2 protein-coding genes are annotated in these 1533 nt (G+C 38.7%); both read left to right on the top strand.

The window, feature by feature from the left end:
* Positions 1–53: 53 nt before the first annotated feature.
* Positions 54–302, top strand: coding sequence for a hypothetical protein (locus tag NC99_RS07905; protein ID WP_053181922.1), 249 nt, complete (start codon positions 54–56; stop codon positions 300–302).
* A 181-nt stretch (positions 303–483) separates the two neighbouring features.
* On the top strand, positions 484–1533 hold a 1050-nt coding region (locus tag NC99_RS07910; RefSeq protein ID WP_053181925.1), incomplete at its 3' end, for an ATP-binding protein.

The following is a 1533-nucleotide window of genomic DNA, read 5'->3' on the forward strand; positions in this document are numbered from 1 at the left end:
TCGAGAATCATTGAACTCGACCACGTAACCCCATTCGTGCAAAGTTGTTCCGAATGGTTAAACTCGCTGACAATGCAGGTTTTGGTTTTGACAAAATAGAAGTGAACTGGAGAACTTATAATTCAACGGTGCCGGGATACCAGATCGAATTTGATTCTGTAATCGTCGATTTTAAGATGGAGGCTGAAGAAAACATCGGGGAAGTGTCGGAGAAAATTCTAAGCATCATGAAAGACAATGAAAATATTACCATTGCCAAATTAACTGAAGCTATTGGTATTTCTTCACATTCAACAGAATGAAGTATTGATTAAGAGGATTTTAGAAGTTTGAATTGGGACTAATACGATTAGTTGAGAAAGCAGTGAATGAAAGTATAAAGAACCCAAGACTAACACATCATGCACTCTTGTAGTGCATTTTTCATAGATAATTGCACTTGATTAGTGCATATTGATTACTTTTGTAGTAAATCAAAATACTATGAACAAATTGCTTGAACAGTTCCAGAAGCTTCTAAGAGAGACAGATACCAGCTTTTTCCGCTACATCTATGCTGAAATAAACTGGAAAAGTCGTATGATTGGCCTTACTGGCCCACGGGGAGTTGGAAAAACAACACTGGTTTTGCAGCAAATAAAAAAGAACCTGAATCCTGCTGAGACGCTTTATGTAACAGCCGAGGATTTCTATTTTGCCGACAACAGACTGGCTGATTTAGCTAGCAATTTTGTAAAACAAGGCGGAAAATACCTGTTTATAGATGAAATTCATAAATACAAAGACTGGGCTAAGGAACTAAAACTGATCTATGATTATCATCCCGAACTTCATGTTGTATTTACCGGTTCTTCGGTATTGGATATCAAAAAAGGAGTCTCGGATTTAAGCCGCAGAGCGGTAATGTACCACATGCAAGGTTTGTCTTTTAGGGAATATTTACAATTGTTTCATCAAATAGCTGTCCCGGCCTATTCTTTAGAAGAAATTCTGAGTCACAAAGCTGTACTTCCGGAAATAAAACATCCACTGCCGTTTTTTGAAGATTACCTAAAAAAAGGGTACTATCCTTTTGCATTAGAGGAAGACTTTGATATGAGGCTACAACAAGTTGTTAATCAGACTTTGGAGACTGACATCCCGTTGTATGCTGGCATGAATGTGTCAACCGGTCGAAAGTTGAAGCAACTACTGGCCATTATTGCTAAAAGTGTGCCGTTTAAGCCCAATATGTCAAGTATCGCAACTGCACTTTCCGCCAGCCGGAATAACATCACTGATTATTGCCTGTTTGTTGAAGAAGCCGGAATGATCGCACAACTTCGGGATTCTACAGGAGGAATAAAGGGGCTGGGGAAGGTCGATAAAATTTATCTCGACAATACGAATTTGATTTACAGCTTAGCAAACGATCATTCAAATAGAGGAAATATAAGGGAGACGTTTTTTCTAAATCAGCTTCGGGTTAAGTATGACGTCATCAAATCCCCAGTCGCTGATTTTGTCGTGGACGATTACACATTTGAAGTAGGT

It is taken from the genome of Sunxiuqinia dokdonensis (assembly GCF_001270965.1).
GTDB lineage: Bacteria > Bacteroidota > Bacteroidia > Bacteroidales > Prolixibacteraceae > Sunxiuqinia > Sunxiuqinia dokdonensis.

Excerpts from the sequence above, each read along its gene's own strand:
- NC99_RS07905 (WP_053181922.1), top strand. The coding sequence starts at position 54 with ATGGTTAAACTCGCTGACAATGCAGGTTTTGGTTTTGACAAAATAGAA.